General features: G+C 63.1%; 24 protein-coding genes. 4 read left to right on the forward strand and 20 right to left on the reverse strand.

Going from position 1 to position 22,463, the window contains the following annotated elements; all coding sequences use genetic code 11:
- Position 1: 1 nt before the first annotated feature.
- The 5 genes from B3E91_RS17460 to B3E91_RS17480 all read right to left on the reverse strand — a co-directional run bounded on the left by B3E91_RS17460 (position 2) and on the right by B3E91_RS17480 (position 2,812).
- On the reverse strand, positions 2-271 hold the full coding sequence (locus B3E91_RS17460; RefSeq protein ID WP_287030728.1) for a hypothetical protein: 270 nt from the start codon (positions 269-271) through the stop codon (positions 2-4).
- Positions 268-960, reverse strand: a complete 693-nt coding sequence (locus tag B3E91_RS17465) for a hypothetical protein (RefSeq protein ID WP_218422401.1) — start codon at positions 958-960, stop codon at positions 268-270. Before B3E91_RS17465 ends, B3E91_RS17460 begins: the two co-directional genes overlap by 4 nt.
- A 2-nt stretch (positions 961-962) precedes the next feature.
- A complete protein-coding gene (locus B3E91_RS17470; protein WP_287030730.1) occupies positions 963-1,628 on the reverse strand; it encodes a hypothetical protein in 666 nt (221 codons plus the stop codon).
- Positions 1,625-1,969 (reverse strand): hypothetical protein, encoded by a 345-nt coding sequence (locus tag B3E91_RS17475; protein WP_125023109.1) that lies wholly within the window; start codon positions 1,967-1,969, stop codon positions 1,625-1,627. The genes B3E91_RS17470 and B3E91_RS17475 overlap by 4 nt, the downstream gene beginning before the upstream one ends.
- Positions 1,970-2,614: 645 nt before the next feature.
- Complete coding sequence (locus B3E91_RS17480) at positions 2,615-2,812, reverse strand: helix-turn-helix transcriptional regulator (RefSeq protein ID WP_125023107.1); 198 nt, start codon at positions 2,810-2,812, stop codon at positions 2,615-2,617.
- A gap of 86 nt (positions 2,813-2,898) precedes the next feature.
- On the opposite strand from B3E91_RS17480, the gene B3E91_RS17485 reads away from it, so the two are divergent.
- Complete coding sequence (locus B3E91_RS17485; RefSeq protein ID WP_287030731.1) at positions 2,899-3,261, forward strand: hypothetical protein; 363 nt, start codon at positions 2,899-2,901, stop codon at positions 3,259-3,261.
- A 1,026-nt stretch (positions 3,262-4,287) separates the two neighbouring features.
- On the opposite strand, the gene B3E91_RS17490 is transcribed toward B3E91_RS17485, so the two are convergent.
- The 7 genes from B3E91_RS17490 to B3E91_RS17520 form a co-directional block, all read right to left on the reverse strand.
- Positions 4,288-6,843: a DUF5906 domain-containing protein gene (locus B3E91_RS17490; RefSeq protein ID WP_287030732.1), complete on the reverse strand. Its 2,556-nt coding sequence runs from the start codon at positions 6,841-6,843 to the stop codon at positions 4,288-4,290.
- 167 nt (positions 6,844-7,010) lie between these two features.
- Positions 7,011-7,223 carry a hypothetical protein gene (locus B3E91_RS17495; RefSeq protein ID WP_287030734.1) on the reverse strand — a complete coding sequence of 71 codons (213 nt, stop codon included), beginning with the start codon at positions 7,221-7,223 and terminating at the stop codon, positions 7,011-7,013.
- 131 nt (positions 7,224-7,354) lie between these two features.
- The gene (locus tag B3E91_RS17500) at positions 7,355-7,552 is read right to left on the reverse strand and encodes a hypothetical protein (protein WP_218422392.1); all 198 of its coding nucleotides are present in this window, start codon (positions 7,550-7,552) and stop codon (positions 7,355-7,357) included.
- Positions 7,552-7,779 (reverse strand): hypothetical protein, encoded by a 228-nt coding sequence (locus tag B3E91_RS17505; RefSeq protein ID WP_287030735.1) that lies wholly within the window; start codon positions 7,777-7,779, stop codon positions 7,552-7,554. The genes B3E91_RS17500 and B3E91_RS17505 overlap by 1 nt, the downstream gene beginning before the upstream one ends.
- On the reverse strand, positions 7,776-8,048 hold the full coding sequence (locus tag B3E91_RS17510) for a helix-turn-helix transcriptional regulator (RefSeq protein WP_218422390.1): 273 nt from the start codon (positions 8,046-8,048) through the stop codon (positions 7,776-7,778). The genes B3E91_RS17505 and B3E91_RS17510 overlap by 4 nt, the downstream gene beginning before the upstream one ends.
- A 94-nt stretch (positions 8,049-8,142) precedes the next feature.
- A complete protein-coding gene (locus tag B3E91_RS17515; RefSeq protein ID WP_287030736.1) occupies positions 8,143-8,538 on the reverse strand; it encodes a hypothetical protein in 396 nt (131 codons plus the stop codon).
- Positions 8,535-9,971, reverse strand: a complete 1,437-nt coding sequence (locus B3E91_RS17520; RefSeq protein ID WP_287030737.1) for a tyrosine-type recombinase/integrase — start codon at positions 9,969-9,971, stop codon at positions 8,535-8,537. Before B3E91_RS17520 ends, B3E91_RS17515 begins: the two co-directional genes overlap by 4 nt.
- A gap of 203 nt (positions 9,972-10,174) precedes the next feature.
- Between B3E91_RS17520 and mutS the strand changes: the two genes are divergently transcribed.
- Positions 10,175-12,715 carry a DNA mismatch repair protein MutS gene (mutS, locus tag B3E91_RS17525; RefSeq protein WP_287030738.1) on the forward strand — a complete coding sequence of 847 codons (2,541 nt, stop codon included), beginning with the start codon at positions 10,175-10,177 and terminating at the stop codon, positions 12,713-12,715.
- A gap of 134 nt (positions 12,716-12,849) precedes the next feature.
- A complete protein-coding gene (gene fdxA, locus B3E91_RS17530) occupies positions 12,850-13,173 on the forward strand; it encodes a ferredoxin FdxA (RefSeq protein WP_273231791.1) in 324 nt (107 codons plus the stop codon).
- 460 nt (positions 13,174-13,633) lie between these two features.
- Here fdxA and rpoS read toward each other — a convergent pair whose 3' ends face one another.
- From rpoS to B3E91_RS17570, 8 genes are all read right to left on the reverse strand, one after another.
- The gene (rpoS, locus tag B3E91_RS17535) at positions 13,634-14,626 is read right to left on the reverse strand and encodes an RNA polymerase sigma factor RpoS (protein ID WP_287030739.1); all 993 of its coding nucleotides are present in this window, start codon (positions 14,624-14,626) and stop codon (positions 13,634-13,636) included.
- A gap of 92 nt (positions 14,627-14,718) precedes the next feature.
- On the reverse strand, positions 14,719-15,579 hold the full coding sequence (locus tag B3E91_RS17540; protein WP_273231788.1) for a peptidoglycan DD-metalloendopeptidase family protein: 861 nt from the start codon (positions 15,577-15,579) through the stop codon (positions 14,719-14,721).
- Between the two features lie 176 nt (positions 15,580-15,755).
- Positions 15,756-16,391 (reverse strand): protein-L-isoaspartate(D-aspartate) O-methyltransferase, encoded by a 636-nt coding sequence (locus B3E91_RS17545; RefSeq protein WP_175534335.1) that lies wholly within the window; start codon positions 16,389-16,391, stop codon positions 15,756-15,758.
- A gap of 38 nt (positions 16,392-16,429) precedes the next feature.
- Positions 16,430-17,182 (reverse strand): 5'/3'-nucleotidase SurE, encoded by a 753-nt coding sequence (surE, locus tag B3E91_RS17550; protein WP_287030741.1) that lies wholly within the window; start codon positions 17,180-17,182, stop codon positions 16,430-16,432.
- The gene (gene truD / locus B3E91_RS17555) at positions 17,182-18,228 is read right to left on the reverse strand and encodes a tRNA pseudouridine(13) synthase TruD (RefSeq protein ID WP_273231784.1); all 1,047 of its coding nucleotides are present in this window, start codon (positions 18,226-18,228) and stop codon (positions 17,182-17,184) included. Before truD ends, surE begins: the two co-directional genes overlap by 1 nt.
- A complete protein-coding gene (gene ispF, locus B3E91_RS17560; protein WP_273231781.1) occupies positions 18,225-18,698 on the reverse strand; it encodes a 2-C-methyl-D-erythritol 2,4-cyclodiphosphate synthase in 474 nt (157 codons plus the stop codon). Before ispF ends, truD begins: the two co-directional genes overlap by 4 nt.
- 323 nt (positions 18,699-19,021) lie before the next feature.
- Positions 19,022-19,867 carry an S-formylglutathione hydrolase gene (fghA, locus tag B3E91_RS17565; protein ID WP_414708294.1) on the reverse strand — a complete coding sequence of 282 codons (846 nt, stop codon included), beginning with the start codon at positions 19,865-19,867 and terminating at the stop codon, positions 19,022-19,024.
- Between the two features lie 125 nt (positions 19,868-19,992).
- On the reverse strand, positions 19,993-21,105 hold the full coding sequence (locus B3E91_RS17570; RefSeq protein ID WP_273231775.1) for an S-(hydroxymethyl)glutathione dehydrogenase/class III alcohol dehydrogenase: 1,113 nt from the start codon (positions 21,103-21,105) through the stop codon (positions 19,993-19,995).
- A gap of 106 nt (positions 21,106-21,211) precedes the next feature.
- On the opposite strand from B3E91_RS17570, the gene B3E91_RS17575 reads away from it, so the two are divergent.
- The gene (locus tag B3E91_RS17575) at positions 21,212-22,117 is read left to right on the forward strand and encodes a LysR family transcriptional regulator (protein ID WP_287030744.1); all 906 of its coding nucleotides are present in this window, start codon (positions 21,212-21,214) and stop codon (positions 22,115-22,117) included.
- The last annotated feature ends 346 nt before the right edge of the window (positions 22,118-22,463 follow it).

A 22,463-nucleotide genomic window follows, 5' to 3' on the forward strand; every position in this document is an offset into this window, starting at 1 on the left:
CTCAGTGCTTCCGCTTGAAAAAGCCCGACGGCTTTCCATGCGGGACGTCGCTCTTGGGGCTGAGCTTGTGGATCTCGACGTCCAGATCGTGGGCGAGATAGTTCACAGCCTGCCGGCGCCGGGAAGCAGCGAGCAGGTCGTAGGCTTTCAAGCGCAGCTCCATTCGGGCTTCCCGGTCGAGCGGGTCGACCAGACCAATAATCGACGCTGCCTCGTCGAGCGCGCGGGCCATTGCCACGGCCTCCATTTCTAGGCACTTCGACTGGCTCATTTGCGCGCCCTCCGCGCCAGTTCGACAACGGCCTGCACGACCTTCGGATGCGAGCCGCGCCCGCCATAGTCAAGGAATTCGCGGAGTCCCGGCTGCGAGTTCACGTAGGCTCGGGTCTGCTGAATGACCCTGCCCGCCTCTGCGGCGCCGTAGGTCTGAACCAACCACGAGCTGGATTCTTCAGCCCAGTCAGCCACCTGGCCTTCGGTTGCGTGCTCGAATTGCGGGTGCAGGTCGCGCAGCGTCTCGACCGTTTCGGCCGGTACGCTCAGTTCGTGGGCCATCTGCCGATATTCAGCAAGCTCCTGCAGTGCCGCCTCTCGTTGTTCCGGCTCCATCAGCACGTCATCAAGGATGCGATCGGGAAGGCTCTCCTTCAGCGAGAGCTGTGGGTCGTACAGCTTGCGGTACAGGCTGTCTTCGTCATTGATGTCCGTCTTTTCGGTGCTGCCCTCGGGGCGGGTGGTGGCAGTAGTGGCGCCATACAGCTTCTCGGCCAGCGCCTCGTCGGGGTTGCCGAGCAGCGACTGCGGGCGTGGCGCCTGCTTGGGCGCCTGCATGGTGCCACCGAACAGCGCCTGAGCTCGGGCTTCCTCTGGGTTCGCAGCGGCTGCTTGGCGCTGGGTTTGGCCAGCCTCGGCGGCTGCGCGCTGATCGGCCTGGTACTTACTCTCGAATGGGAATTCCATGGTCAGAGCTCCTCGTCCAGGTCGTCATCGGTGGGTGCGCTCAGGCACGCGTCGGCCTTGCGCAGTAAGCGTTCGGTTTGCGAGCGAACCCGTTCGATACCACTCGCAAGTTGGTCGGCATCAGTGCGGCTTGCGACGTCGATATGCACGCCGACGGCTGGCAGCCCTGCCTCGATAAGCGCGGTGCCGAGGGCAGCAGCGACAAAGGGCAGCGGAGTTACGGTGCCGCTGGAGGTGACGTTGGCCCAGCTCGGCTTATCGAGGCCCGCCTTCAAGCCGGTGCGTAGTGCGGCGTTGCGCTCGTCGACCGCGTCTTTAAGGCGCTTGGCTAGGGGCGCCAGCTGGTTGATGCCGGCCAGTAGTTGCGCGGTGACCTTGTCGATCTCTCCATCGCGATTGGTGATGGTTGCTCGGGCATCGGTCACTGCGGCCTTACGATCCTCAAGGGTCTGCTCGACCACGGCTTGGGCCTGGGCCTCTATGGCGGCCTTGAAGCGCTCGATGGCTGCCGTGTGCAGGTCGAGTTCCTCCTCCAGTGCTTTGATCTCGCGCTCTTCGCGGGCTTGGAGGACAGCTTGACCAAGTAGGGCCTTGACCTCTTTGCGATCACGGCGAGCGGCCAGCAGGCGGTCTTCGATGCTGTGCGGTACGGGCTTCACTGTGCTCATGCCAGGTTCCCCATGGTGGCGGCCTGCAGTCTTGCAAGCCGTGCGCTGAACTCAGGCAGCGAGACAGTATTGATGCGGGGGTACGAAGGTTCGATCAGCCGGAGCAGTGGCTCGGCAGCCGAGTGCAAGAACGCGCGAGCGATATCCCGGTCTGCGTTGGCGGAAACGGTCTGGGCAACGCGGGCGGGCACACCGGCTGCGGCGAACTCAGCGTGAATCGCGTCGCGTCGTGCCAGCAGGGCGCGGTCAAGATCTGCAACATGCGAGGCCACGTCGGCCAGCAGCGCGTCGATTGCAACTACGGCAGCCTGGACGGCAGCGGTTTGGGAAGTGATGGACATCTTTGGGCTCCATTGGTTGGTGCCCTAAGGATGCTTTGGCGGACGGATTGAACGTGGTCTGGTAGCGCTCCAGTAGCGCAACCAGACCAGATACTTACGGTTGCCCGAGAACAGTGGGGCGCGGCGCCTTTGGGAGGCGCTTAGCTGGCGCCCATGTTGGGGCAGCCGTATCGGCTTTGATCCTGGGAGCATTGCCGGCTGGTTCGTACTCGAATAGCCCACCCTTAAGGTGAATGCACTTGCAGGCCGCCTCGAGCTCAGGGAAACCCAGGTAGGCAAACCAGCTCGCAGCATCCTGGCGAATCGCGCGGCTGACGGCTTTGTCCGTTGTAGCTCCCGGCTCCGCAAAGTCACGGGCCCGGAGGCTATCGCCGAAGCCTCGGTCGGCCATGACGCACCAGGCAGGCCAAACGCCGGCCTTGGTTGTGCGGAAGCGATGGGGCTCGTCGCCGGTGCGGTAGATCTCAAAGCAATCGCCACGCGGATCGCAGGCGCCGGGTACCCAGCGGAAGACGATTTGCTGTCGCTGCTGTCGTGCGCCTGCTTCAATGATCGCTAGCATTACTTCTGACCGGCTGGGGGTCGCCATGAAGTCAGCCAGGACAAGATCGCGGAGCCGATTCGCGCATTGGTTCACGACCCTACTCATGTGCGTGCGCCCACAGCTTGGTCCAAGAACGCATCCAGGGTCGAGCGGCGCCACCCCTTTAACTTCCGGGTGATCGTGATTGGCTCAGGCAAAGCGCCACGCTGCCGCAGGTCGTACAGCGTGCGCACCGGGATGCCCAGGTAGGCCCCTGCGTCGCGGACACGGATGAACGGATCTTCATTTGCATTGGTCATGAGAACTTCTCGTTTGCTGTGCGGGTCGGTTGGCGGCAGTATCTCGCCGCTATCCGCTGCTATGCGCACCTGAGGAAGGACCAAGAATGAGTACGAAACCCGGCCTGCAGTTGCCGGTATTGGCTATGAGCCTGGTGGTGCCGGTGGCGGCTTTTCATAACCAACCGGGTTGCGTGGGCGCGTTCATGCGCAAACACGTCGGCCATCCCAGTGGGCTCGTGTTCTTCGCCGCGATGAGCGGGGGCGAACTTCAGGAAGTGGCGGACGGACTGAAGAAGTACCTTGGCCTGGCCGAGGGAAGGGGCATCGCCGCCATCGACGGCATGAACGGCCCTTGGACTGAAATCCCCTCAATTCGCTTTGAGGAGCCAGCGGACATGTACCTCCCGTGGTTCGCGTATCTGGTCGAGGAGCCAGGGGAAACACCCCAATCGCTGGCAGCAGTATAGGCAGCGGTATTGATTCCGGTATAGATCTGCCTGAAGACCCCGGAATCCGGCGTATTCGGACCGATAGCAAATAGGTGTGTGCTCTTCGCGTACCCCCTCTGGGCGACTGCACAAGGCCACGTTTCTGCGCAGGAGTCTGATTAGCTGCTTCGATAATGGATTACTGTTGCCTACGCAAAACGGAGACTACCCTCCGAGGAGCCTAGGCATTTAACTAGGGAATTACATTGAAGAACTTCTTTATGGTCGCAGGACTCATTGTCTTGCTCGCAGGATGCGCATCGGGCCGGGCAGTGAGGGTTAGTGACACTGAGATTACCGGTCCTCGAGTGGTAGCCCTCAACGCACCAAGCGCGCCATGGGTAATCGAGATCCAGAGTCGCTTGAAACAAAAGGGCTTTCGCGTGCTGCGCTGGAGCTCTCGATCAAGGGTTATGGAGCAGACATCAGGAGCTAGGATTGAGTCATACAACGAGGCTGAAGCCCGCTATGTGCTCGTCATAAATGGGGCTGCACCCTACAACTGGGCACGCCGCTGCTTCGGCGGCGGGTACAACTTCGAGGCTTTAAACGTTGACCTAGTTGATACCCTCACCAACGAGACAATTCTCAACGTTAATGGCTCAGGCTATTCAGAGAATTGCCCTCCGTTAAGTGGGAGCCTCTTTGGCGACGTAGCCAACGCAATTGACGCCGCGTGGCGCCAATGAAATGCGCGGCATCCGGTAGCCCTTGCGCGCACCCTCACGCTTTTCCGGGGGTGGTTGCGCCGTGAATCCGTTTTTCCTGCGTGCCGGTGGCGTTTTGAGGGTCACCGAAGCGCCCAACCTCTGCCCGGTTACGCTGGTTACGCTGGTTACACCACTTCCATAAGGCTGAGGATATAAAAATGAAAAGTTGATCTTGCCTCTCTCAGAAGGACTGTAACCAGCGTAACCAGCGTAACCGCAACCCGCCTCCCTCAGACCTAAACGCAAAAAGGCCGCTCCATTGAGCGGCCCCTCCCTCGTTGCGATACGCGATACGCTATTTGGTCGCCCCCTCCTCGTCAGCTGCCAGATTCTCCAGATACTCACGGGCGCTCATCTCTTCCTGTTCGGCTTTCTGCAGCTCGGCCCTGATCTCGTCACCGGTTGCCTGCTTCCATTTTTGTGCGTCACGGAGAATCGACACGCGGGTGGCGCGCCCCCGGATCTTCACCGGCTTGCCGACGGACTCGATGCAGTGATCTTCCAAGACGCGACGGTGCCCCGGCGTCAGGCCGCCACGACCGGTGAAGTCATCTCCGGCCAGAACCTGATACAGATCTGCGGAAGTGATCAGGTCACTCGGCCAGAAGTCGATCAGCATCTCGCAAAACATACTCGTCGGAGTCTGGCTGGCCTGGGTGGCCGCTTTCTTCGCCTCGGTCAGCACGGCATGCGCGCCCGGCTTGAATTGGGAGATATCTCGGGCGCCGAGAAACTTCGCCACCGCTGCAATGAACTGCAGATTGCCCAGAGCTGCGTAGAGCTGCTCGTAGTACGCAACGCCCTTCGGGGCCGCATTGGTGCTGACGACTTCGATACGGCGGTCGCCGTTCTCCAGCGGGATCGCCGAGGTATGGTTGGAGAACATCAGCCAACGGCAGGAGTTGTATTCGACAGACTCACGCCCGAATTTTGGGTTGATGGTCCGCGTCTCCTCGTTGATCGTGCTCTTGAGCTTCTCCGAATGCGCCCATTGCGATTCACGACCACCTTCGCGGATCTCATCCACAACCGCGAGCACCTTGCGGGAGAGGCGCCCGTTGAAGCCGGAACCCAGCATGCCCACCAGGTCCAGGTTCGCAGCGACTGCGCCCGCCCAGACACGAGCAAGCACCGACGCCAGCCAGTTGCGCCCCATGCCGAAGTTCTTCGCGATGTGCAGCCAAGCAGTGTGCGGCAGCTCGCCAGGGCACTGCTCGATGTGCGCCAGCCAGTCGAGGAATCGGCCGGCATCCTTACCGAAGAGGAACTCGACATGCCCCACGAACAGGCCAACCCCGGCCGCTTCGAGATCGGCCACCTCGAGGCTTCGGTCGAACGGCTTCCAAAGGTTCAGAGCGAGCCGGCCCGCTGGGTCGGGTAGAACCATCTGGCCACCGGCCTTGAACGTCCGGCAGACGACCGTCTTGCGCTCGGGCGAGGCCTTCCACAACCCACTCATCGGCACCTTCTTATCCGGCGCGGGCTTCTTGCTGCCGTCAGGCAGAAACTTCTCCGGCTGCGGCACGGCCTCGAACGACGCAGCATAGGTGCCAGCCCAGTCTACGAACGGGAGGTCGTAGTGCGGATTGAACATATCTGCCACGCGAGAGCCGTCCGCCAGGAATACGAAACGGTTGAGTGCCTGCTGCAGGGTGACCACCTCGGCCTTAGGAATCCGGTGTTCGCCTTCGCCAATGCGTGCATTCTCTTCCCGCTGGTACTTACGGCGCGCCTGCTCGAAGGCTTCTCGGCCACCACTCTCGATGCGCGCCTTCTCGATGGCATCCAGTGCGGCTTGCCTGGCTCGGGCGAATACCGACTGGTTACGCGCTTCGATCGCTGCCTGCTCTTCCTCTTCGTCTGGAGTGAAAGGCTCAAGAGCATCGAACTGGGCGGCGATGTAACCCACGGCCTCCATGTAGTCGCCCTGATCGCGATTAGCGCAGTGCGCGTGTAGGCAGTGGAACCGGCCCCGCTCGAAGCCGCCCACACCAGCTGGCATGTATTGCGTAGCAGTGTCATCGGCGCTCGGTCCGCTGTGCTCGTGCTCAAACGGGCAGGTTACGTTCAAGCGGCCATCGCGCGACTCGCTGAGCACCCAGCCGGTGACCAAGAGGTAATCCGCCATGTCATCGTTGGCATCGGTCTTTCGACGTGCGGACTTAAGCTGAGCACCCGCCGAGTAAACGACCTCCTCCTCGACAGCGAAGCAGTGCTTCAGCTCGGCCATGCAGGCCTCGAACGCCTCCACGCTGACCTCAGGGAAGTCATGCGGCATACCACCTTCCCACTCGTAGCGCGATCCCTTGGGGTGTGTGCCAGCGGCGATGAACTGCTGGCCATCCGCCAGGAACTCAATGGCGCCGTGCTTGGCCTTGAGAATGACCTTTGTGAACGCCCCAGGCAGCGTGAACGCGAGCAGGCACTTGGCACTGTCAGCGCGACCCCTTACCGGAAGATTCCCGAGGTGCTTGGCGATGATCTCGCGGATCTGCGCAACCTCGTCTGGCAGATCAATATCGACATCCAGTGCGCGCACCGTGCGGGTCTGAATGCAGATACCCAAGTCCGGGTTCTGCTGCCAGCGGTCGATGTTCGTTGGCGTGCTGATCTTGTCAGTCCAGCGGGCGATACCAACCACTTCGCCGGCGGCGTTGAACAAGCTGGGCACCTTGCCAAGGGCCTTGAGCTTCGAGTCAGAGGAGATGCGCGCGCCGGGATTGCTCACTACCGGCAACAGGTCAGCTGTCAGGCCGGCAACATCTGCGAGCATGGCCCAATCGTCTGGGGTGGCGCCGTATGCGCTGGTTGCTTTTCGTACAGCAAGTGGTGTGTTATCGTGGTCCTGCATACTGCTTTCCTCTGCTGCGCCTGGGACGGTTGTGGTGGCCGCCTCGTTGTTGTACCCGAAGCCCTCTGGTTGCTCGCCTGAGGGCTTCGTCGTTTCTGGGACCGGCTCCCGTAAGGCGACCGAACGCCTGGATGGCCCCTGCATTGCCTCAACAAAGCTGGTCATCGTCATTCCTCGCCTCTCGCCTGGCGGTCGGCCTTGGGCTTCACCGCTGGGAAAAGCAGGCGGCCGTTGGCCAGGCGCATGGGCTCGATCCCAAAGTAAGACCCGGTCCTCTGGATCTGCCTGCGGATGGACTCAGCCTTCAACCGGTTCAGTGCCGCGAACTCCTCGGTTGTGAGATTGAACTCGTCGTCGGTGTAGGTGTATGTGCTGCTCATTGGGTTCGCCTCCGTAGGGCTCCGCGTATTGACGGGTACAAGATCGCAGGAGATTTGAGCGGTAAGCACACCTGAGGCGGCACCAACGAAAAAGCCCGCTGAGCGCGGGCTTTGATTGAGTGAGTCGAGCGCTACGCTCCTCTTGCCGCCAGCGCTTGCGCAGCGTCCTGGGCCTGCTGTAAGAGCTCTTGAACCGCCCACAACGAGCTATTGAGCATATGGGGGTCTAGTACGGTGCCGGTGCCATCGTCGGTGGCTTGCAGTGCCCCGAGAACACCCTGAGCCTGGTGAAGGCGGGCCTGCAGGATTTCGACTTGTTCAGAACTCATCAGCATTGCTCCATTGATTGTGTGGAAGCGGGCCGGCTCCGCAGTTTGCGTAGCTGCACGCGCAGGCGGTAGTTGTCCTTCTGCGCTCTATCCCGCTCAGCGGCCAGTTCAGCGAGGCGCTCTTGCGCATCGAGGAGCAGTGCAACAGCCTGGCGCAGGTCGGTATCGTCGGTCTGGTTGGCGCGTAGCCGGAGCGGGCGCAGAAGCTGTTCGAGTCCACTGGTCATTGGGCAGCCTCTAGTCCGCGCAGGGCATGGGCCTCGATGGCATCCGCACCGGTGAATTCCGCAACCGGCAGCGCGCTAACCCAGGCGAAAACTTCGGCGCTCAGCCACACCAAATAACCGGTGGGGGTACGGCGCGGGCGGGGGAATGTTTCGTCGCGGCGGAGAAGGTCATAGACGGCCTGGCGCGACTTGTACTTCAGCAGTTCCATGACCTCGGCCATAGTGAATAGCAGAGGTGCCGGGGTGTTCGCTGGCTTCTTCTGTTTCATTTGGAGGCAACCTAACTTATTTGGACGCCTCCAAATATCTACACATGCGCCTCCAAGCTCCGCCCGCTAAAACCGGAAGATGCGGGCGGACCTGTCAGCCCTTGCGGATTCGATCGACTCGCTTTCGGATCTCGTCATCGGTGGCGAGATCGTCGACAAGCTGTCGCTGGCGCAGCAACTCGACCAACGCTTTTGTCTCATGCCCTCGGCGGACAGGGTCGAGCGCATCCAGGGCATCGAAGACGCTCACCACATCCCTGATCTCCGCGTTGCGATCGACAGTGCCACGCAGCCCCAACGCCGCAGCAAGGGCATCTCCACGGTGCTTACCCCCGGCCTCATCCGCCTGGAGCACGCGCGACGCCACGGCTTGGAGCCATCTCTGTAGATCGGGATCAGTGTCGCCAGCTGCCACGCGGGCCCAGAGGCTCCGCGCTGCGCCTCTGCGGCCTCGTAAAGCCTCAGCTGCTGTCTTCTTCAGGTCAGTCATGCCGTCGCTTCCACAAGCGCCAGCGGGGCCTTGCTGGCAGTCAGCCGGTCGAGTTCTTCGCCCAGCTTGGTGAGCCATTCGATCTTGGCCTCCTCGAAGCGCGCCCGGTTGTAGATGCCGGCGACGCCGGGCAGGGTGTGAGCCAGGATCGACTCACCGACTTCGTAGGGGCAGCCCAACTCGGCTAGAAGCGTCCGTGCTGTACGTCGCAAGTCATGCGCGGCCCAGTCAGCAACGGGGCAGACTCGGCGCGCGTCGTAGGCCTTCGCCTTTGAACGACCGCTGCAGCAATAGACCTCCACTCCGAGCACCTTCTGCTTGAGCGGTGCCTTGCCGGTCTTGTCGGGGAACAGATACCCGGCCTGATCCGGCATGCGAGCCAGAACGATCTGCTCGGCACGGCCAACCAGGGGCACGGAATGATCTGCCTTGCCCTTCATCCGGCCGCCGGGGATGTTGAGCCACAGCACGCCATCGCGCCGCTCCAGCTCGCGGCTGTGGATCTCGCAAACTTCTCCCGAGCGCAGGCCTGTGCGAAGCACCAGCTCAAGCGCATCGCGAACGGTGCGGGAGTACGTTCGCGGCTCCGCCATCCATCGCAACAGCAAACCGGCCTCCTCTTTGCTCAACACCCGTTCCCGCTTGCTGGTCGCAACCAGGGCCGCGCCGCCGAGCTTGTCCTTCTTGCCCTGCTTCGCGAATGGGTTCGGCCCATGAAGACGGCCAGACCCAATGGCATGGTCCCAAGCCGCTCGCAGCTCCTGGCGCACCATCCCGCCCGAGCGGGGCGCCCCTGAGCCAAAGGCGAGCAAGAGCTCATGCGCGCGCTGCAGGTTGAATTCCACTGCCGGCAGGTCCGCCACGTCTTCAAGATCCTTCGGCAACTTACCCCGGCGTCGCTGCCACGCCGCCGTGTTCCGCGCCTTCTGGTCGGCTACCCAGGAAGCAAACCGAATCAGCTGCGCCAACAAGCGGCGGGTCTCATCGGCACCCTTGGCTTTTCGCGAAGGTTCTACCGACTCCGCCAGGTACTGCTCGACCACGTCGCCGACAGTCAGTTGCTTGACCTTCTCGGCCCGCTGCTTGGTCACCGCCTTAGCCTTCGCGGCTTTCAGTTCCTCGCGCGGGTCCGTACCATTGCGAACTGAATCTTTCAGCTCCTGCCAGCGCGAGCGGATCGAGGCCAGCGGCATCGGGCCAAGTACGCCGACTTCGACCTGGCGTAGCGCGCCAGCCGAATTTCGGTAGCGATAGAAGAAGACCTGTTGCTTACCGGTGCCGACCGCCTTGCAGCGGACGCGAAGCCCCGGATGTTCCGGGTCGGCCAGTTCGTCACCGGGCTGCATAGCCTTGATAATGGCAAGGGTCAGGGCCTTGCCGTGCAACTTGGCGGTGCCGCGCTTGGCGACGCCAGTATGGTTTTCTCCAGTCATGGGTATAACTCCATAGGGGTATGGAGCGATCCTATACTTAAAACCATACTAATGAAAAGACATAAAACTACACTGCTGGTCATAACTAGACAGCCACAGACCAAAGAGAATTTGCCTGAATGTCAGTATCCACGGCGCTTAATGGGTTGAAAGGTAGAAACGACGCGAGTTTGGCCGGAGGTGATTTTTCTTCTCACACCCCGATGATGCAGCAGTACTGGTCGCTGAAAAACCAGCACCCCGACCAACTGATGTTCTATCGCATGGGCGACTTCTACGAGATCTTCTACGAAGACGCGAAGAAGGCCGCCAAGCTGCTCGACATCACCCTCACCGCGCGCGGCCAGTCCGCCGGCCAGGCGATACCGATGTGCGGCATCCCGCATCACTCCGCCGAGGGCTACCTGGCCAAGCTGGTCAAACTCGGCGAGTCGGTGGTCATCTGCGAGCAGATCGGCGATCCGGCCACCAGCAAGGGCCCGGTGGAACGCCAGGTGGTGCGCATCATCACGCCGGGCACCATCAGCGATGAGGCACTGCTCGACGAGCGCCGCGACAACCTGCTGATGGCCGTGCTCGGCGACGAGCGCCTGTTCGGCCTGGCGGTGCTGGATATTTCCAGTGGCCGCTTCAGCGTCCAGGAAATCGCCGGCTGGGAAAACCTGCTGGCCGAACTGGACCGGCTCAACCCCGCCGAGCTGCTGATTCCGGATGACTGGCCACAAGGGTTGCCGGCCGAAAAGCGCCGCGGTTCGCGCCGCCGCGCGCCCTGGGATTTCGACCGCGACTCCGCCTTCAAGAGCCTCTGCCAGCAGTTCGCCACCCAGGACCTGAAAGGCTTCGGCTGCGAAAACCTGACGCTGGCCATCGGCGCCGCCGGCTGCCTGCTCGGCTACGCCAAGGAAACCCAGCGCACCGCCCTGCCGCACCTGCGCAGCCTGCGCCACGAGCGGCTCGACGACACGGTGATCCTCGATGGCGCCAGCCGGCGCAACCTGGAGCTGGACACCAACCTCTCCGGCGGTCGCGACAACACCCTGCAATCGGTGATGGACCGCTGCCAGACCGCGATGGGCAGCCGCCTGCTGACGCGCTGGCTGAACCGTCCGCTTCGCGACCGCGCGGTGCTCGAGGCACGCCAGGATTCCATCACCTGCCTGCTGGAGCGCTATCGGTTCGAGCAGTTGCAGCCGCAGCTCAAGGAAATCGGCGACGTCGAACGCATCCTCGCCCGCATCGGCCTGCGCAACGCCCGTCCGCGCGACCTGGCACGCCTGCGCGACGCACTCAGCGCCCTGCCGGAACTGCAGAACGGCATGCACGACCTGGTCGCCGACCACCTGCTGCAACTGGCACGGAGCATCCGCACCTATCCGGAACTCGCCGACCTGCTGCAACGCGCGATCATCGACAACCCGCCGGCGGTCATCCGTGACGGCGGCGTGCTGAAGACGGGCTACGACGCCGAGCTGGACGAGCTGCTTTCGCTCAGCGAGAACGCCGGACAGTTCCTCATGGACCTGGAAACCCGGGAAAAGGCGCGCACAGGTCTGCCCAACCTGAAGGTCGGCTACAACCGCGTGCACGGCTACTTCATCGAACTGCCGAGCAAGCAGGCCGAGTCGGCACCGGCCGACTACATCCGCCGTCAGACGCTCAAGGGCGCCGAGCGCTTCATCACGCCCGAGCTCAAGGCCTTCGAAGACAAGGCGCTGTCGGCCAAGAGCCGCGCGCTGGCCCGCGAGAAGCTGCTCTACGAGGAACTGCTGGAACTGCTGATCGAGCAACTCGCACCGCTGCAGGACACCGCCGCCGCGCTGGCTGAGCTGGACGTGCTGAGCAACCTCGCCGAGCGTTCGTTGAACCTCGACCTGAACCGACCGCGCTTCGTCGAGGAACCCTGCATGCGCATCGAGCAGGGCCGTCATCCGGTGGTCGAACAGGTGCTGGAAACGCCGTTCGTCGCCAACGACCTGTCGCTCGACAACGGCACCCGCATGCTGGTGATCACTGGCCCTAACATGGGCGGTAAATCGACTTACATGCGGCAAACGGCGTTGATCGTGCTGCTGGCGCACATCGGCAGCTTCGTTCCCGCGGCGCGCTGCGAGCTGTCGCTGGTGGACCGGATATTCACCCGCATCGGTTCCTCCGACGACCTCGCCGGCGGCCGCTCGACCTTCATGGTCGAGATGAGCGAAACCGCCAACATCCTGCACAATGCCACCGACCGCAGCCTGGTGCTGATGGACGAAGTCGGCCGCGGCACCAGCACCTTCGACGGCCTCTCGCTGGCCTGGGCGGCGGCCGAACACCTGGCCCGGCTACGCGCCTACACGCTCTTCGCCACTCACTACTTCGAGCTGACGGTGCTGCCGGAAAGCGAACCGGTGGTGGCCAACGTCCACCTCAACGCTACCGAGCACAACGAGCGGATTGTCTTCCTTCACCACGTCCTGCCTGGCCCCGCCAGCCAGAGCTATGGCCTGGCGGTCGCGCAGCTGGCGGGTGTCCCCGGCGACGTGATCGGCCGCGCCAAGGAGCATCTGGCGCGCCTTGAAGTCACCAGCCTGCCGCATGAAGCACCACGCCAGGAGCCCGGAAAACCCCTGGCTCCGGTGCAGAACGACCTGTTCGCCAGCCTGCCGCATCCGATTCTTGATGAGTTGGCGAGGATCAATCCGGACGAGCTGACACCGCGGCATGCTATGCAGCTGTTATATGAATGGAAGCAGCGGCTCTAACAGCAACGCAAGCAAGCTGTTAGAATCCCGCGCGCTTTAGGATTGCCCGGCCCCCGCCTGAGCCGAGGTCATCACTTATCGAGCTGCAACGTCCCAGCAGAGGATCGCGGCCGTAGTCTGAGGAGAGAACCTGAATGACCTTCGTCGTCACCGACAATTGCATCAAATGCAAATACACCGACTGTGTGGAAGTCTGTCCGGTGGACTGCTTTTACGAAGGTCCGAACTTCCTGGTGATCCACCCGGACGAGTGCATCGATTGCGCCCTGTGCGAACCGGAATGTCCGGCGCAGGCGATCTTCTCCGAAGACGAAATACCGGACGGTATGGAGCAGTTCATCGAACTGAACACCGAACTGGCGGAGATCTGGCCGAACATCACCGAGCGGAAGGAAGCGTTGCCTGACGCAGAGGAATGGGATGGCGTGAAGGACAAGCTCCAGCACCTCGAGCGCTGATCGCCCCCGCCAATAAAAAAGGCCCGCTGATGCTGGCCTTTTTTATTGGATTCTGAAAAGCGCACACTTTCCTGCAGGCAAAAAAAAGGGGCGGGTTTGACCCCGCCCACTTTTATCCCTAGTCCCTGCCTGTCCCCATCATCATCCTGATGCCTCGCAATCCTGCGAGTGTCCTGGATCGGCATCCTTACCGACCTGTGCTCTATTTCCCTGAGCACGGCGCGATCATATCCTCCTGCGGGACAACGGCAATCTACCCAATATCCAAAATCGATCTCGAAAAAAATGCTTCCTTAAAAATAAATCCTTTATAAAACAAATAACTACCGTTTTTCTCTCAGTATATTTCCGCAAAAGACTTATCGTTTTATCTCTTTATACTTACATCTACGTAAGCAATTACTTACATCTAATCACAAAAAACCCGACTTAACGTCGGGTCTTTGCTACCGCATCCATGCTACTGGAATAGAGAATCGCTGGAGAGTCCGTTCTTCTCCAGAATCTCCCGCAGGCGTTTGAGCGCTTCGACCTGAATCTGCCGAACCCGCTCCCTGGTGAGACCGATTTCCTGGCCCACCTCCTCCAGCGTTGAGCTTTCAGGGCCGCGCAGGCCAAAGCGGCGGACCACCACTTCGCGTTGCTTGTCGGTGAGGTCGGACAGCCACTGATCGATGCTTTGCGAAAGGTCATCGTCCTGCAGCAGGTCGCACGGATCGGAGGGACGATCGTCGGTGAGGGTTTCGAGCAGGGTCTTGCCGGAATCAGGGCCCAGCGAGACATCCACCGACGTCACCCGCTCGTTGAGACCGAGCATGCGTTTGACCTCGGACACCGGCTTCTCGAGCAGTCCCGCGATTTCCTCGGCAGAGGGCTCGTGATCAAGCTTCTGCGTCAGCTCACGCGCGGCGCGCAGATAGACGTTCAGTTCCTTGACCACATGGATCGGCAGTCGAATGGTGCGAGTCTGGTTCATGATCGCGCGTTCGATGGTCTGCCGAATCCACCAGGTGGCATAGGTGGAGAAACGGAAACCACGCTCAGGGTCGAACTTCTCCACGGCGCGGATCAAGCCGAGATTGCCCTCCTCGATCAGATCCAGCAGGGACAGGCCACGGTTGACGTAGCGACGAGCGATTTTTACCACCAGGCGCAGGTTGCTCTCGATCATGCGCTTGCGCCCCGCGGGGTCGCCACTTTGCGAGAGGCGTGCGAAATGAACTTCTTCTGCGGGAGTCAGGAGCGGGGAGAAACCGATTTCGTTGAGGTAGAGCTGAGTGGCGTCCAGCGCCCGTGTGTAGTCGATGTACTTATGCTGCTTGGCGGCTGCCGCTTTCGATCTGGTCGGTTTGTCAGGTTCATCGTGTGGTGCCTCATCAAGAACCAGAGCCGATTCCATAAGCAACACATCTTCGTCGACATCAAACCCGGTGGCTTCTTCGTTGAGCGCCATTCTTGTTGTCCTTCTGCTGAGTTCGACAATGAGTTCGGCCACCCTTCCGTGGTGGGCCCGACTCATTCATTTCCGCAGGAGGTACTTGCAGATCAGCGGCGCGGCAAATATTGCAGAGGATCGACTGGCTTGCCTTGACGGCGAATCTCGAAGTGGAGCTTCACCCGATCGGTTCCGGTGGATCCCATCTCGGCAACGGTTTGCCCGGCCTTGACCTGCTCTCCCTCCCGCACCAAGAGCCTCCGGTTGTGTCCGTAGGCACTCACATAGGTATCGCTATGCTTGATGATCACCAGTTCGCCGTAACCCCGCAATCCACTGCCGGCGTACACCACAGAGCCATCAGACGCAGCTAAAACAGGCTGGCCCAATTCGCCTGCTATATCAATTCCTTTATTCAAACTACCGTTTGATGAGAATTTTCCGATCAAAACGCCATTTGCGGGCCATGCCCAACCGCTGGGAGAACGGTCCACGGACTGCGTCGGAGTGGTCGCCACAGTCGGCGTCACAGGCCGGGGCGCGGTGGTCGGAGTTCCGGTTACCGGTTGCGGAACGATCAGCACCGGCGCGCTGGGCGTCGGCATCGTGGTCACGACGGGCGTGCTGGCACTGGCGACCGCCGTTGGCGCGGCGGGCTGGCTGGCGCCGTTGCCAAAACGGATCTTCTGACCGGGGCGGATAACATAGGGCGGCGGGATGCCGTTGCGCGCCGCCAACGCCTTCCAGTCCCAGCCATAACGGAAGGCGATGGAGAACAGGGTGTCACCGCGTTGAACGGTGTACTGCCCGCTGGTGACCGGCTGCCGCGAGCTGGCACCGCTCTTGTTGCGATCGACGACCTGCACACCGCTCGAGGACGAGCTGGCGCAACCGCCGAGAAGCGCGCCGATGAGCAAACCACCGAGGACCCACAAGCCACCGCGTTTGAGCTGCCTGTTCGTAGCGCTCACCCGAGGCTCCCCGCCTGAATGTGATAAACGTCCGCCAGCTGACAGCCATGGAAACGAATCGATACAAATTCGCCGGCAGCAACCACGGGAGCGGAAGAGAGAAGAACTGAGGGCAGACCCGAAGACATGCCCCGATGTAGCGGAAAAGCGTTATCCATGGATCCTTCCAGAGCGATTCAGGCCAGCGGACCGTTCAACAGCGGAACGAAGCGCACCGCATCCAGTACATGGCGGGAAAAACCATTGTCTTCGCGGACGATCAGCATCAGTTGCTGAACGTCGCCCGCGCCGACAGGGATCACCAGGCGTCCACCCGGCGCCAGTTGATCCAGCAGCGCCTGGGGCACATCGGCGGCGGCAGCGGTGACGATGATGCCGTTGTAAGGCGCCAGCGCCGGCCAGCCTTCCCAGCCATCCCCCCAGCGAAAGACCACGTTGCGCAATTTGAGTTCGACCAAGCGCTCCTTGGCGCGGTCCTGCAAGGTCTGGATGCGCTCCACCGAGAACACCCGCTCGACCAGTTGGGCGAGCACGGCCGTCTGGTAACCCGAGCCGGTGCCGATCTCCAATACCTTGTCCAGCGGGCCGGCAGCCAGCAACAGCTCGGTCATGCGGCCGACCATGAACGGCTGGGAGATGGTCTGGTTGTGACCGATGGGCAGCGCGGTGTCTTCGTAGGCGCGGTGCGCCAGGGCCTCGTCGACGAACAGATGGCGCGGCGTGCGACGGATCACTTCGAGGACATGCGGATTGGACAGCCCTTCCTCGTACAGCCGCTGGATCAGCCGGTCGCGGGTGCGCTGGGAGGTCATGCCGGTGCCACGATGGATGGCGTCGTCGTGTTCGCGCTTCATCGCAGCAAGCCCTCCAGCCAACCGTCGAGCCCTTTGAAGGCTTCATGAAACGTACGGTCCAGCTGCAACGGCGTGATCGACACGTAGCCTTGCGTCACGGCGTGGAAGTCGGTGCCGGGCCCGCCGTCCTCGGCGTCCCCGGAAACTGAGATCCAGTAGCCTTCCTTGCCACGCGGGTTCACCTGCTTCACCGGCGGCTTGGCCCGCGCCCGGTGGCCGAGGCGGGTCAGCTGGATGCCGCGGATCTGCTCCAGTGGCAGGTCCGGAATGTTTACGCTGAGCACGGTACGCGGAGGCAGATCCAGAGTGTGATGCTGCTCCACCAGCCGGCGGGCGATGGCGGCCGCGGCGGGCAGGTTGTCCGGGCGGCGGGAAACCAGCGAGAAGGCGAACGCCGGACTGCCGGCGAAACGGCCTTCGATGGCCGCGGCCACCGTGCCCGAATAGAGCACGTCGTCGCCCAGGTTGGCGCCCAGGTTGATCCCCGAGACGACCATGTCCGGCGCTTCGGCGAGCAAGCCGTTGAGGCCCAGGTGCACGCAGTCGGTGGGCGAGCCGTTGAGGCCGACGAAGCCGTTGGGCATGACGATGGGATGCAGGGGACGGTCGAGGGTCAGCGCGCTGCTGGCGCCGCTCATGTCCTGGATCGGTGCGACCACCGAGCACGCGGCGAAATCCGACAACGCGCCATGCAGCGCGGCGAGGCCGGGCGCATAAACCCCGTCGTCGTTGGCGATCAGAATACGCATTAGAGGTCCGTCTGCCCTGCCGGCGAGAGATCGACGATCTCGCGCACCACGGCGGTGGCGAAGCATCCAGCCGGCAGGACGAATTCGAGTTGCAGAATGTCAGGCCGGGGATAATGCCATGCCAGGCCGCCGATGGGGAGGCGCAGGATTCGCCGTTCGTGCGCCATGCCCGCATTGGCCAGCCAATCGCACAGCGCCGCTTCGCGTTGCCCCACGCCATTCTCAAGGGACTGCACGGCGGCAGCGGCCGGCGATTCGCCCTTGCCCCAGAGCGCGCCGGTGGGATGCAGATCGAGAATCGCCAGGCGAGAATCGGCGCACTCGGCCTCACCGGCGGGGAAGAAGCTCCGGCTGTCGGTGAAGGCCAGCAGATCGCCGACCAGCGCCCGATTCCAGCTGCCCGCGGCGACACGCTCGGCCACGACGCAGTTGAACAGGTAGCTGCGCGCCGCCGAAAGCATGCGCGAACGCAGGTTGCGCTGTTCCGGCATCTCGCCACGGCGGGCGAACTCCCGGGCACCCGCCAGGTTGCCGCCTTCGTGACCGAAGCGCTGCAGGCCGAAGTAGTTCGGCACACCCTCGGCGGCGATGCGCTGCAGACGCGCCTCGAGCGCGTCGCGGTCGGCCTCCAGGGCGGTCAGGCGCAGGGTGAAGCCGTTGGCGGCGTGTGCACCACGCTGCAGTTTGCGCGTGTGGCGAGTCCGCTCGAGGATGCGCAGGCTGTCGTCTTCCGCAGCGCCGAGGTCGGGATCGGCCTTGCCCGGCAGGTGCAGGCTGAACCATTGGCGGGTCAGTGCCTGGCGGTCCTTGAGACCGGCGTAGCTGATCATCTTCAACGGTACGCCGGCGGCCTTGGCGATCCGCCGGGCCGCTTCCTCGGTATTCAGACCGCGCTTTTCCACCCACAGCCAGAGGTGTTCGCCCTCGCCCGTCAGCGGGATGTCGAGCACCTCGTCGACCTGGAAGTCTTCGGCGGTCTCCTTGAGCAGCGCATGCCCGCAGGGTTCGCCATGGGCACGCGGGCCGAGCAGTTCGAGTTCGGTCATAGCGGCAGCAACAGCGCCACCGCATGCACGGCGATGCCTTCTTCGCGGCCGACGAAGCCGAGCTTCTCGGTGGTGGTGGCCTTGACGTTGACCTGATCCAGCGCGACCTGCAGGTCTTCGGCGATCAGCGCGCGCATCGTCTCGATGTGCGGCGCCATCTTCGGCGCCTGGGCCTCGATGGTGGCGTCGACGTTGCCGACCTTCCAGCCCTTCTCGGCGACCAGTCCCAGCACATGGCGCAGCAGCGCGCGGCTGTCGGCGCCCTTGAATTGCGGATCGGTGTCGGGGAAATGCCGGCCGATGTCACCGAGCGCCGCCGCACCGAGCAACGCGTCGCTCAGCGCATGCAGCAGCACGTCGCCGTCGGAGTGGGCGACGAGCCCGAAACGATGAGGAATGCGCACCCCGCCGAGGGTGATGAAATCGCCCTCGCCGAAGCGGTGCACGTCGTAGCCGTGGCCAATACGCATGGAAAAGTAACCCTGGGAAAGTCGGCCCGTGATTCTAAAGGAAAGCGCGCATGCCAGCGCGGCAGCCTTCCGAAAGCGCGCGCCGGCTCTTCGATCACGGGCCCCGAGACCGGGCCGACGGCTGGCGGAACGCGCATTGGCCGGGAAGATCGTCACCGCGGACGCGCACCCTCGGTGACCCGGCCGGGCGTCGTTTGCCTTCTCGAGTGTCGACGCGGATGAAGCCCAGGGCGCCGAGAGCGGCTTCCAGGTTCAAGGCCAACTGCGGCAATCACGAACCGGGGACGGGCTGCGCGCAGCGAAACCCGTCCCGCCCCGATGACTTACCCATTCAGGAACTGCGCATGATGGCGCAGGTGATCGTCGATGAAGCTGGCGATGAAGTAGTAGCTGTGGTCGTAACCCGGCTGCAGGCGCAGCTGTAACGGGTGCGACGCCACCGAGGCCGCCGCCTGCAAGGCTTCCGGCTTGAGCTGGTTGACCAGGAAATCGTCGCGATCGCCCTGGTCGATGAGTATCGGCAGCTTCTGCGTGGCATCGAGGATCAGCACGCTGGCATCCCACTCGCGCCAGCGCGAACGGTCGTCGCCCAGGTAGTTGGAGAAGGCCTTCTCGCCCCACGGGCAGTTCATCGGGTTGGCGATGGGCGCGAAAGCGGACAGCGACTGGTAGCGGCCGGGGTTCTTCAGCGCGCAGACCAGCGCGCCGTGCCCGCCCATGGAGTGTCCGGCGACGCCGCGCTTGTCGGAAACCGGGAAGTTGGCCTCGATCAGCGCCGGCAACTCGTCGACCACGTAGTCGTACATCCGGTAGTGCTTCGCCCAGGGCTGCTGGGTGGCGTTGAGGTAGAAGCCGGCGCCGAGGCCGAAGTCGTAGGCGCCGTTGGCGTCGTCCGCCACGCCTTCGCCGCGCGGGCTGGTGTCCGGGGCGACGATGATCAACCCGAGTTCGGCCGCCAGCCGGTGCGCGCCGGCCTTCTGCATGAAGTTCTCGTCGGTGCAGGTCAGGCCCGAGAGCCAGTAGAGCACCGGCAGCTTGGCGCCCTGCTCGGCCTGCGGCGGCAGGTAGACGGCGAACACCATGTCGCAGTTGAGGCTGGAAGAACGGTGCTTGTAGCGCTTGTGCCAGCCGCCGAAGCTCTTGTTGCTGGAAACGATTTCGAGGCTCATGACCACTCCGTAGGGTGCGCCATGCGCACCCGAGGGTTAGCGGTGCGCATGGCGCACCCTACGAAAGAACCGCAGGCGTCGAGTGGCGCTGGGCCACCCGTCCTGAAGCTTGTCGCTTGCAGCTATCAGTAATGGATGACGGTGCGGATGCTCTTGCCTTCGTGCATCAGGTCGAAGGCCTCGTTGATCTGCTCCAGGCCCATGGTGTGGGTGATGAAGGTGTCCAGCGGAATCTCGCCGCTCTGCGCCTTCTCCACGTAGCTCGGCAGCTCGGTGCGACCCTTGACGCCGCCGAATGCCGAACCGCGCCAGACGCGGCCGGTGACCAGCTGGAACGGACGGGTGCTGATTTCCTGGCCCGCGCCGGCGACGCCGATGATCACGCTCTCGCCCCAGCCCTTGTGGGCACATTCCAGCGCCGCACGCATCAGTTGCACATTGCCGACGCACTCGAAGCTGTAGTCCACGCCGCCATCGGTCATTTCGACGATGACGTCCTGGATCGGCTTGTCATGGTCCTTCGGATTGACGAAGTCAGTCGCGCCCAGCTCGCGGGCTACGTCGAACTTGGCCGGGTTGATGTCGATGGCGATGATGCGCGAGGCCTTGGCCATCTTGGCGCCGATGATCGCCGCCAGGCCGATGCCGCCCAGGCCGAAGATCGCCACGGTGGCGCCCTCTTCCACCTTCGCGGTGTTCAGCACGGCGCCGATGCCGGTGGTCACGCCGCAACCGAGCAGGCAGACCTTTTCCAGCGGCGCTTCCTTCGGGATCACCGCCAGGGACACTTCCGGCAGCACGGTGTACTCGGAGAAGGTCGAGCAGCCCATGTAGTGGTAGATCGGCTCGCCGTTGTAGGAAAAACGCGAGGTGCCGTCGGGCATCAGCCCCTTGCCCTGGGTGGCGCGCACCGAGCTGCACAGGTTGGTCTTGCCGGACAGGCAGAATTTGCACTGGCGGCATTCGGCGGTGTACAGCGGGATGACGTGGTCGCCGACCTTCACCGAGGTGACGCCCTCGCCAACGGCTTCGACGATGCCGCCGCCTTCGTGACCGAGGATCGACGGGAACACGCCCTCGGAGTCGGCGCCGGACAGCGTGTAGGCGTCGGTATGGCAGACGCCGGTGGCGACGATGCGTACCAGTACCTCGCCGGCCTTCGGCGGCGCGACGTCCACTTCGACGATCTTCAGGGGTTCGTTCGGCGCGAAGGCCACGGCGGCGCGGGACTTGATCATGGCGAGGATTCTCTCGTGGTTGAGCGGAAAGCACAGAGTGTAATTCACGCACAGACTGGGATAATGGATGATCCAAGGAAACTTTATTGCCATACAGGGACAATCGATGAGCGCGCACCGCTGGGAAGGTCTGGACGAGTTCGTCGCCGTCGCCGAATGCGGCAACTTCCTGCGCGCGGCCGAGCGACTGCGGGTGTCCTCCTCCCACGTCAGCCGCCAGGTGGCGCGCCTGGAGGAACGCCTGCAGGCACGCCTGCTCTACCGCACCACGCGCAAGGTCTCGCTGACCGAGGCCGGGCAGACCTTCTTCGCCCGGTGCCAGCGGCTGATCGAGGAACGTGACGCCGCCTTCCTCGCCGTCGGCGATCTCCAGGGCGCGCCCACCGGACTGCTGCGCATGACCGCGGCGGTGGCCTACGGCGAACGCTTCATCGTGCCACTGGTGAATGAATTCATGGCGCATCATCCGCAACTGCGGGTGGAAATCGAACTGTCCAACCGCACGCTCGACCTGGTTCAGGAAGGCTTCGACCTGGCGATCCGCCTGGGACGCCTGAGCGAATCGCGCCTGGTCGCCACCCGTCTCGCACCGCGCGCCATGTACCTCTGCGCCGCGCCCGCCTACCTGGAGCGCTACGGCCGCCCGCACACGCTGTCGGAACTGGCGGGACACAACTGTCTGATCGGCACCAGCGATACTTGGATGCTTCAGGACGGCGGCCGCGAGCATCCGTTCAGGCCCAGCGGCAACTGGCGCTGCAACAGCGGCCAGGCGGTGCTCGACGCCGCGCTGCGCGGTTTTGGCCTGTGCCAGTTGCCGGACTACTACGTGCTGGAGCCGCTGCGCCGCGGCGAACTGGTCAGCCTGCTGGAGCACCACCAGCCGCCGAACACGGCGGTGTGGGCGGTCTATCCGCAGCGACGCTTTCTCTCGCCGAAGGTCGGCCAACTGCTGCAGGCCTTGAAGACCGGCCTGGCGCAACGCCCGGAGTACCAGGCGCTGACGGGTTAACGGCTGCGCGCCCTCACGACCCCGGCCTCCTGTAGGGGCGAGCTTGCTCGCGATGCTCTTTGGGAGATTCAGCCGCGCTGATCGCCAGCAAGTTGGCTCCTACAAGAGCGCATTTGTTCAACGCTGATCGAATACCACGCCTGTGTCGCAGGATGGGCGGGGCGAACAGGTTTTACGAGGGAACAATACCGTAGGGGGGCTTCAGCCCACCGCCGCGCGACAAGACGCATGCAATCTGCGGTGGGCTGAAGCCCACCCTACGAGCTGGCAAACACATTCTTCCCGACAGGGGAGCAAGTTCAGGCAAGCGGGCCTCCTGTAGGAGCGAGCTTGCTCGCGATGCTCT

This window comes from Pseudomonas sp. UBA6310, assembly GCF_002438225.1.
Lineage (GTDB): Bacteria > Pseudomonadota > Gammaproteobacteria > Pseudomonadales > Pseudomonadaceae > Pseudomonas_O > Pseudomonas_O kuykendallii.

What these genes read in the sequence shown, in the direction of transcription:
- B3E91_RS17460 (WP_287030728.1), bottom strand. Translation starts at nt 271, where the DNA reads ATGAGCCAGTCGAAGTGCCTAGAAATGGAGGCCGTGGCAATGGCCCGC.
- B3E91_RS17465 (WP_218422401.1), bottom strand. Translation starts at nt 960, where the DNA reads ATGGAATTCCCATTCGAGAGTAAGTACCAGGCCGATCAGCGCGCAGCC.
- B3E91_RS17470 (WP_287030730.1), bottom strand. Translation starts at nt 1,628, where the DNA reads ATGAGCACAGTGAAGCCCGTACCGCACAGCATCGAAGACCGCCTGCTG.
- B3E91_RS17475 (WP_125023109.1), bottom strand. Translation starts at nt 1,969, where the DNA reads ATGTCCATCACTTCCCAAACCGCTGCCGTCCAGGCTGCCGTAGTTGCA.
- B3E91_RS17480 (WP_125023107.1), bottom strand. Translation starts at nt 2,812, where the DNA reads ATGACCAATGCAAATGAAGATCCGTTCATCCGTGTCCGCGACGCAGGG.
- B3E91_RS17485 (WP_287030731.1), top strand. Translation starts at nt 2,899, where the DNA reads ATGAGTACGAAACCCGGCCTGCAGTTGCCGGTATTGGCTATGAGCCTG.
- B3E91_RS17490 (WP_287030732.1), bottom strand. Translation starts at nt 6,843, where the DNA reads ATGCAGGACCACGATAACACACCACTTGCTGTACGAAAAGCAACCAGC.
- B3E91_RS17495 (WP_287030734.1), bottom strand. Translation starts at nt 7,223, where the DNA reads ATGAGCAGCACATACACCTACACCGACGACGAGTTCAATCTCACAACC.
- B3E91_RS17500 (WP_218422392.1), bottom strand. Translation starts at nt 7,552, where the DNA reads ATGAGTTCTGAACAAGTCGAAATCCTGCAGGCCCGCCTTCACCAGGCT.
- B3E91_RS17505 (WP_287030735.1), bottom strand. Translation starts at nt 7,779, where the DNA reads ATGACCAGTGGACTCGAACAGCTTCTGCGCCCGCTCCGGCTACGCGCC.
- B3E91_RS17510 (WP_218422390.1), bottom strand. Translation starts at nt 8,048, where the DNA reads ATGAAACAGAAGAAGCCAGCGAACACCCCGGCACCTCTGCTATTCACT.
- B3E91_RS17515 (WP_287030736.1), bottom strand. Translation starts at nt 8,538, where the DNA reads ATGACTGACCTGAAGAAGACAGCAGCTGAGGCTTTACGAGGCCGCAGA.
- B3E91_RS17520 (WP_287030737.1), bottom strand. Translation starts at nt 9,971, where the DNA reads ATGACTGGAGAAAACCATACTGGCGTCGCCAAGCGCGGCACCGCCAAG.
- mutS (WP_287030738.1), top strand. Translation starts at nt 10,175, where the DNA reads ATGATGCAGCAGTACTGGTCGCTGAAAAACCAGCACCCCGACCAACTG.
- fdxA (WP_273231791.1), top strand. Translation starts at nt 12,850, where the DNA reads ATGACCTTCGTCGTCACCGACAATTGCATCAAATGCAAATACACCGAC.
- rpoS (WP_287030739.1), bottom strand. Translation starts at nt 14,626, where the DNA reads ATGGCGCTCAACGAAGAAGCCACCGGGTTTGATGTCGACGAAGATGTG.
- B3E91_RS17545 (WP_175534335.1), bottom strand. Translation starts at nt 16,391, where the DNA reads ATGACCTCCCAGCGCACCCGCGACCGGCTGATCCAGCGGCTGTACGAG.
- surE (WP_287030741.1), bottom strand. Translation starts at nt 17,182, where the DNA reads ATGCGTATTCTGATCGCCAACGACGACGGGGTTTATGCGCCCGGCCTC.
- truD (WP_273231784.1), bottom strand. Translation starts at nt 18,228, where the DNA reads ATGACCGAACTCGAACTGCTCGGCCCGCGTGCCCATGGCGAACCCTGC.
- ispF (WP_273231781.1), bottom strand. Translation starts at nt 18,698, where the DNA reads ATGCGTATTGGCCACGGCTACGACGTGCACCGCTTCGGCGAGGGCGAT.
- fghA (WP_414708294.1), bottom strand. Translation starts at nt 19,867, where the DNA reads ATGAGCCTCGAAATCGTTTCCAGCAACAAGAGCTTCGGCGGCTGGCAC.
- B3E91_RS17570 (WP_273231775.1), bottom strand. Translation starts at nt 21,105, where the DNA reads ATGATCAAGTCCCGCGCCGCCGTGGCCTTCGCGCCGAACGAACCCCTG.
- B3E91_RS17575 (WP_287030744.1), top strand. Translation starts at nt 21,212, where the DNA reads ATGAGCGCGCACCGCTGGGAAGGTCTGGACGAGTTCGTCGCCGTCGCC.